The following is a 6,130-nucleotide window of genomic DNA, read 5'->3' as shown; positions in this document are numbered from 1 at the left end:
CGTCGCCCCATCCCTGAGGCCGGCCAGCCGCCCCGGCCGGGCCAGCCGGCCCACCGGGTCCGGGCGGACGCTGCTCGCCGAGGGGAAACCGGCCGGCATTCGGGTCGCGGCCCGTGTACGGGTTCTGTCCTGGCTGCCACTGAGGGGATCCGCCGAGGCCTGCGCGCGATCCGGGCGCCCATTCGTCTCCGGGGCCCCGGTCTCCCGGGCCCCGACCGTTCTCGTTCTCCATGGCCACCATGATCCCCGACCACGCTGTGCTTCCGCTGAACCGCCCTGTGTGTCCGCTGAAACCCACCCGGGCCGGGCGGCGAGAGCATCCGACGTCGGTCAGTTGGGGAACTGCTCGTTGCCCGGCAGGGTGAGGCGCACCTGCGCGCCACCGCCCTCGGCGTCACCGATCTCCACCGTCCCGCCGTGCCGGGTCGTCACCTGGCGCACGATCGCCAGCCCCAGACCGGAACCCGGCATGCCGCGGGCCTCGCGGGACCGGTGGAACCTCTCGAACACGAGCTCCCTGTCCTCCTCGGGGATTCCGGGGCCCTGGTCCGACACCGTCAGCTCCATCACCGCGTCGGACACGAGCCGCATCCGCACGGTCACCGTGCCGTCCGGGGGGCTCCACTTGGCCGCGTTGTCGCACACGTTGAGCACCGCACGCTCGATCCCCGCAGAGTCGCCATACGAATACCAGGGCGTCAACTCGACGTCGAATTCCACGTCGTGCCGACGGCGGCGCACCCTTTCGAGTGCCCGCTCGACGGCCTCCGACACGGCGACCGGCTCCAGCTCGACCTCGCCGGAGTCCTCCCGGGCGAGCTCGACGAGATCCCCGACCAGTTGGCTGAGCTCGGAGATCTGGCCGATCACGTCCACCTCGAGCGCACTGCGATCCGCGTCCGGGATGGACGGCGCGCCGGGGCGGCTCGCGGCGATGAGCAGTTCGACGTTCGTCCGGAGGCTCGTCAGCGGGGTCTTGAGTTCGTGGCCCGCGTCCGCCACGAGGCGGGCCTGGCGTTCGCGGCTCTCCCCCAGGGCCACGAGCATCTGGTTGAAACTGCTCGTGAGGCGCGCGATCTCGTCGTCACCGGCCACGGGGATGGGCCGCAGGTCGTCCGTCCGGGCGATGCGTTCCACCGCCCGGGTAAGGCGCGCGACCGGTGCCAGCCCGGTGCGACCCACGGCCGTCCCGGCCACGGCGGCGAGGGCGATGCCCGCCGCGCCGACGAGCGTCAACACGATCGCCAGTCGGTTGAGCGCCGCGCGCGTGGGGCCGAGATCCTGCGCGAGGATCAGCGTCGAGCCGTCCCGGACGCCGACAGCGTAGATCTGTTTGCCGCCGGAGGTCCGCAGGCTCGAATCGGACTCACCTCGTACCACCGAGATCTCCGGCCCGCCGATCTGGAACGGCTCGCCGGTCGCGGTCCGTACACCGGAGGGGGCCACGATCTGGGCGTCGAGGTTGGGGTTGAACGCACGCAGCGCGATGAGGGTGCTGCGGGACTGCAGTGCGAACTCGGAGGCCAACTGACTGTTCACCAGCTGATCGGCCTGCTGCTGCAGCCGACTGTTGACATCGCTGTACATCGACCCCGACACGACGAAGTAGGCCGCGACGGCCATCAGGGCCACCGCGACCCCGACCGAGCTCGCGGCCAGCAACGTGACCCGCTGGTGCAGAGAGATCGGGGCGGTTCTCGTCCGCATCGCGCGGGCCGGCACTACGGCGTCTCGCGCAACACGTATCCCACACCGCGGACGGTGTGGATCAACCGGCTCTCGCCCTCACCTTCGGTCTTGCGACGCAGGTAGCCGATGTAGACCTCGAGCGCGTTACCCGACGTCGGGAAGTCGTAGCCCCACACCTCCTCGAGGATGTGGCTGCGGGTCAGCACCCGGCGCGGGTGGTGCATGAGCAGCTCCAGCAGGGAGAACTCGGTGCGGGTGAGCTGGATACGACGTTCGCCCCGGCTGACCTCGCGGGTCGCCAGATCCATGCGCAGGTCCTCGAACTCGAGGACCTCGTCGGCTTCCCCGGAGTCGGGGCCTCGGCGACGCAGAAGCGCGCGCAGGCGGGCCAGGAGCTCCTCGAGCGCGAACGGCTTGGGGAGGTAGTCGTCAGCACCGGCGTCCAGACCGGCGACACGTTCGGAGACCGCGTCCCGCGCGGTGAGCATCAGCACGGGGAGGTCGTCGCCGCGGCTACGTAGGATTCGGCAGACCTCGAGGCCGTCGCGACGCGGCATCATGACGTCGAGGATCACGGCGTCCGGCCGGTTGGCGTCGACCCGCTCGATCGCCTCGACCCCGTCGCCCGCCAGCTCCACGTCGTACCCGTTGAACGTGAGAGAGCGTCGGAGCGATTCGCGTACGGCCTGGTCGTCGTCCACCACGAGAATCTTCATGGAGGCAAGTTTCGCCCACCCGCCTGAATCCCGGCTGAGGAACCGCTCAGCCGGACGCGGACCCGCTGTCGACGCGGACGAGCCCGGCAGGTCCGTGGGGACCTGCCGGGCTCGTGACCGGCGTGTGCGTGCGGCGCTTGCCAGCGCCGCAGTAATCGACTGACAGCGCTCAGGGGCGACTCAGCGGTCGAGGTCGATCAGGCCGAGCTTGGCGGCCTTGACCAGCCGACGCGGCAGCGCCACGGGGCGGCCGTCGATCTTGGTCTCCTGGAGGGCGACGTTGTCGGCCTTCCACTGGGAGCGGCGGGAGTGGGTGTTGGCGCGCGAGAGGCGGCGCTTGGGAACTGCCATGGTTATCGTCCTCGGGGTCTAGGAGGTGTACCGGGGCGCGGACGCCCCGCGTCTCACTTGGCGCGACGGGCGCGGTTGCCGTAGCGGCGCTGGAACTTCTCGACGCGGCCGGCGGTGTCCATGACGCGCTGCGCACCGGTCCAGAAGGGGTGCGACTCGCTGGTCACGTCCACCACGATGAGCGGGTAGGTCTGTCCGTCCTCCCACTCCACCGTGCGGGAGCTCGTCGCGGTGGAACGGGTGAGGAACTTGGTGCCCGTGCCCGAGTCCTGGAAGACCACCGGGTGGTAGTCGGGGTGGATGTCGTTCTTCATACTGGATCCCTCTAGCTCGGTAGAAGTCTGTGGGTCTGGCGCTCGCCCCGACAGGGGCGCGCAAGTGCCAGTGGCCGAACCGGGGATTCCGGTGTCAGCACACGCATCGAAAGATCGTACCCGTAGGATGGCCGGGCACCCAATTCGAGCGTCACGCGACGGCATCCCCGGGCGCCGAATGCGGCGCTGACGTGCCGATTACCGTTTCAGGCGGTCGGGCCGTAAACTAGACCATCGCTGTTGTCTGCACGTTTGCTATCGCCCCTCACGGTGTTCGCGACGTGGCGGTACGCCCCCGCACGGCTCAGGCCGTGTCGGGACGCGAACCCCGCCGCGCGCCACCGATGGACGGGGCGGAAGGAGAACCACGCCATGTCGGCGCATTGCCAGGTAACGGGACGGAAGCCGGGTTTCGGCAAGTCCGTCTCGCACTCACACCGCAGGACCAACCGTCGCTGGAACCCGAACATCCAGCGTCGTAGCTACTTCCTGCCCTCGGAGGGTCGTCGCGTCACGCTGACCGTCTCCACCAAGGGCATCAAGACCATCGACCGCGATGGCATCGAGGCCGTCGTGGCCCGCATCCGTGCCCGTGGGGAGAAGATCTGAGATGGCCCGTAACGACATCCGCCCCATCATCAAGCTGAAGTCCACGGCCGGCACCGGGTACACCTACGTGACCCGCAAGAACCGTCGTAACAACCCGGACCGCATCGTCCTCAAGAAGTTCGACCCGGTCGTCCGTAAGCACGTCGAATTCCGAGAGGAGCGCTGACCCGTGGCCAAGAAGTCCAAGATCGCGCGCAACGAGCAGCGCAAGGCCAAGGTCGCCCGGTTCGCCGAGCGCCGCGCCGAGCTCAAGGCAATCATCAAGAACCCGGAGACCACGGACGAGGCCCGTCTCGAGGCCCAGACCGCTCTCAACAAGATGTCGCGTGACGCCTCGCCCGTGCGGGTGCGCAACCGCGACGTCGCCGACGGCCGCCCGCGCGGCTACATCCGCAAGTTCGGCCTCTCCCGCGTCCGTATGCGCGAGATGGCCCACCGGGGCGAGCTCCCCGGTGTCACTAAGTCGAGCTGGTGAGTAGGTAACCATGGCTAAAGCACGTAGCACCCCGTCCAAGAAGATCCGTGCCCAGGAGGGCCGTCGACCCAAGAAGAACCCGTTGAAGGTCGCGGGTATCGAGACGGTCGACTACAAGGACGTCAACACCCTCCGCACGTTCATCTCCGACCGCGGCAAGATCCGTTCGCGCCGCGTCACCGGCCTCACGCCGCAGCAGCAGCGTCAGGTCGCCGTCGCGGTCAAGAACGCCCGCGAGATGGCCCTGCTGCCGTTCACCAGCCGCTGAGTCACAGCTCGGCGCGGTCGAACCGAACCGCCCGTCCCGCCCGCGGCGCCTAGCCGCCGACTCAGGCAACAGCAACCCGATCGGGGTCGTGTCTCCTTTTCGAGAAGGAGCGCACGACCCCGATCGGCGTTACCGCCCCTCCCCCGATCTAGGAGTCCGCCAGTGGCCGGCGTCCTCAACGGCTTCGCTGTCATCGTCGCGCTCGTCGCGCTGGGTTGGTTGCTCGCCCGGACCCTGGTCCTCGGCACGGACGCGCGCCTGGTGCTCAACCGGCTCGTCTTCTTCGTCGCGACGCCGGCACTGTTGTTCGACTCCCTCTCCCGCACCACCCTCGACCAGGTCTTCACCGGCGTGTTCGTGGTGTCCGCGGTCTCGGCGATCATCATCGCCGCCCTCTACATGGTGATCGCCCGGCTCTGGCTCAGACGCCCGGCCTCCGATCTGGTGGTGGGTGCGCTGTCCGCCGGGTACGTCAACTCGGCCAACCTCGGCATCCCGATCGCCCTGTACGTCCTCGGAGACCTGGGTTTCGTCATGCCGCTGCTGCTCTTCCAGGTGGTGGTGCTGCAGCCGATCGCCATCGCGGTGCTGGAGCGGGCCGCCCGCGCGGAGGGCGCGGAAAGCGGGGGCGGTGCACTCGGCGCGCTTCTCCAGTCGGTGAGGTCGCCCATCGTCCTCGCCGCGCTCGCCGGCGTCGTCGTGGCCGCGCTGCCCTGGACGCCGTCCGATTCCCTTCTGGAGCCGGTGCACCTCGTCGGCCAGATCTCCGTACCCGGCGCCCTGCTGGTGTTCGGGATGTCGCTCTACGGCGTCAAGGTCCTCGAGGCCGGCGCCTCCCCGCGGCGGGAGATCTTCCTCGCGAGCGGGCTCAAGCTCATCGCCCACCCGGTGCTGGCGTACGCGATCGGTGTGTGGGTGCTGGGCATGCGGGACCACGAACTCCTCACCGTCGTCGTCGCCGCCGCGCTCCCCACCGCGCAGAACGTGCTGGTGGTGGCCACCCGCTACGGACATGGGACGCTGCTGGCCCGCGACTCCGCGGTGTTGACGACCCTCGGCGCCCTGCCCATCCTGCTGCTCGTCTCCGCTCTCCTCGCCTGAAGGCGCCCGCCGCGGCCAGTCGCGGTCAGGCGGCGCCGGCCGCTGCCAGCACTCCGGCGAACACGGTCGCGTTGTTCACGCCGTGCAGTACCATCCCTGGCACGATCGAGCGGTACCACTCCGCCATCGCGCACAGGGAGACCCCCAGGACGAACAGGTACGGCAGCGCGGGCGGCATCAGATGCACCACCGCGAAGACCGCCCCGGCGAGCGTGATGCCGGCGCCGGCCCGAAGCCTCGCGCGCACGGCGGGCAGCACGACGCCGCGGAAGACGACCTCCTCCGCGACGGGGACGAGCACGGCCACGGTGAGCAGTCCGAGCACCGCGAGGACTGGCCCGCCGGCGATGAAGTCGGCGGCGATCGCGTGTCCGCCCGGGTCGTCCGCCTCGTCCGGCCCGGCGCCGAGCGGGAGGAGCACGAGCATCGACGCGGCGACGCCGGCGGCCGTCACCGCCGGGATCTGCCACGCCAGATGCCACGGCGAGCGGTCCGGCCGCCGCAGCCCCACGTCCGCCCAGGCGAGTCCCCGGCGTCGGAGGAGATGGACCCGCACCGCGCCGAGCGCGGCCACCGCGGTGCCGGCCAGGACGACGAGGGCGAGGCT

Annotated in this window: 10 protein-coding genes; 5 read left to right on the top strand and 5 right to left on the bottom strand. The window is 70.0% G+C overall.

What is annotated here, in order from left to right:
• Positions 1-330 precede the first annotated feature (330 nt).
• The 4 genes from HMPREF3086_RS05550 to HMPREF3086_RS05535 form a co-directional block, all read right to left on the bottom strand.
• A complete protein-coding gene (locus HMPREF3086_RS05550; RefSeq protein ID WP_232302968.1) occupies positions 331-1,707 on the bottom strand; it encodes a HAMP domain-containing sensor histidine kinase in 1,377 nt (458 codons plus the stop codon).
• A 14-nt stretch (positions 1,708-1,721) separates the two neighbouring features.
• The gene (locus HMPREF3086_RS05545; protein ID WP_061229039.1) at positions 1,722-2,405 is read right to left on the bottom strand and encodes a response regulator transcription factor; all 684 of its coding nucleotides are present in this window, start codon (positions 2,403-2,405) and stop codon (positions 1,722-1,724) included.
• Positions 2,406-2,585: 180 nt separating this feature from the next.
• On the bottom strand, positions 2,586-2,756 hold the full coding sequence (gene rpmF / locus HMPREF3086_RS05540; RefSeq protein WP_007632786.1) for a 50S ribosomal protein L32: 171 nt from the start codon (positions 2,754-2,756) through the stop codon (positions 2,586-2,588).
• A gap of 53 nt (positions 2,757-2,809) precedes the next feature.
• Positions 2,810-3,070 carry a type B 50S ribosomal protein L31 gene (locus HMPREF3086_RS05535; protein ID WP_007632787.1) on the bottom strand — a complete coding sequence of 87 codons (261 nt, stop codon included), beginning with the start codon at positions 3,068-3,070 and terminating at the stop codon, positions 2,810-2,812.
• Between the two features lie 372 nt (positions 3,071-3,442).
• Here HMPREF3086_RS05535 and rpmB point away from each other — a divergent pair, with 372 nt between their 5' ends.
• The 5 genes from rpmB (at position 3,443) to HMPREF3086_RS05510 (ending at position 5,523) form a co-directional block, all read left to right on the top strand.
• On the top strand, positions 3,443-3,679 hold the full coding sequence (gene rpmB / locus HMPREF3086_RS05530) for a 50S ribosomal protein L28 (RefSeq protein WP_007632788.1): 237 nt from the start codon (positions 3,443-3,445) through the stop codon (positions 3,677-3,679).
• Between the two features lies 1 nt (position 3,680).
• The gene (gene rpmG, locus HMPREF3086_RS05525) at positions 3,681-3,845 is read left to right on the top strand and encodes a 50S ribosomal protein L33 (RefSeq protein ID WP_007632789.1); all 165 of its coding nucleotides are present in this window, start codon (positions 3,681-3,683) and stop codon (positions 3,843-3,845) included.
• A 3-nt stretch (positions 3,846-3,848) separates the two neighbouring features.
• Complete coding sequence (gene rpsN / locus HMPREF3086_RS05520; protein ID WP_061229040.1) at positions 3,849-4,154, top strand: 30S ribosomal protein S14; 306 nt, start codon at positions 3,849-3,851, stop codon at positions 4,152-4,154.
• Between the two features lie 10 nt (positions 4,155-4,164).
• Positions 4,165-4,422 carry a 30S ribosomal protein S18 gene (rpsR, locus tag HMPREF3086_RS05515; RefSeq protein ID WP_007632792.1) on the top strand — a complete coding sequence of 86 codons (258 nt, stop codon included), beginning with the start codon at positions 4,165-4,167 and terminating at the stop codon, positions 4,420-4,422.
• 162 nt (positions 4,423-4,584) lie between these two features.
• Positions 4,585-5,523, top strand: coding sequence for an AEC family transporter (locus HMPREF3086_RS05510; protein WP_061229041.1), 939 nt, complete (start codon positions 4,585-4,587; stop codon positions 5,521-5,523).
• Positions 5,524-5,548: 25 nt separating this feature from the next.
• On the opposite strand, the gene HMPREF3086_RS05505 is transcribed toward HMPREF3086_RS05510, so the two are convergent.
• A partial coding sequence (locus HMPREF3086_RS05505) for a CPBP family intramembrane glutamic endopeptidase (RefSeq protein ID WP_070720600.1) occupies positions 5,549-6,130 on the bottom strand: 582 nt, incomplete at its 5' end.

It is taken from the genome of Dietzia sp. HMSC21D01 (genome assembly GCF_001815995.1).
GTDB lineage: Bacteria > Actinomycetota > Actinomycetes > Mycobacteriales > Mycobacteriaceae > Dietzia > Dietzia cinnamea.
Note: the sequence above shows the minus strand (reverse complement) of the source record. Positions and strands in the feature narration are given on the sequence as shown.

Excerpts from the sequence above, each read along its gene's own strand:
- HMPREF3086_RS05550 (WP_232302968.1), bottom strand. The coding sequence starts at position 1,707 with ATGCGGACGAGAACCGCCCCGATCTCTCTGCACCAGCGGGTCACGTTG.
- HMPREF3086_RS05545 (WP_061229039.1), bottom strand. The coding sequence starts at position 2,405 with ATGAAGATTCTCGTGGTGGACGACGACCAGGCCGTACGCGAATCGCTC.
- rpmF (WP_007632786.1), bottom strand. The coding sequence starts at position 2,756 with ATGGCAGTTCCCAAGCGCCGCCTCTCGCGCGCCAACACCCACTCCCGC.
- HMPREF3086_RS05535 (WP_007632787.1), bottom strand. The coding sequence starts at position 3,070 with ATGAAGAACGACATCCACCCCGACTACCACCCGGTGGTCTTCCAGGAC.
- rpmB (WP_007632788.1), top strand. The coding sequence starts at position 3,443 with ATGTCGGCGCATTGCCAGGTAACGGGACGGAAGCCGGGTTTCGGCAAG.
- rpmG (WP_007632789.1), top strand. The coding sequence starts at position 3,681 with ATGGCCCGTAACGACATCCGCCCCATCATCAAGCTGAAGTCCACGGCC.
- rpsR (WP_007632792.1), top strand. The coding sequence starts at position 4,165 with ATGGCTAAAGCACGTAGCACCCCGTCCAAGAAGATCCGTGCCCAGGAG.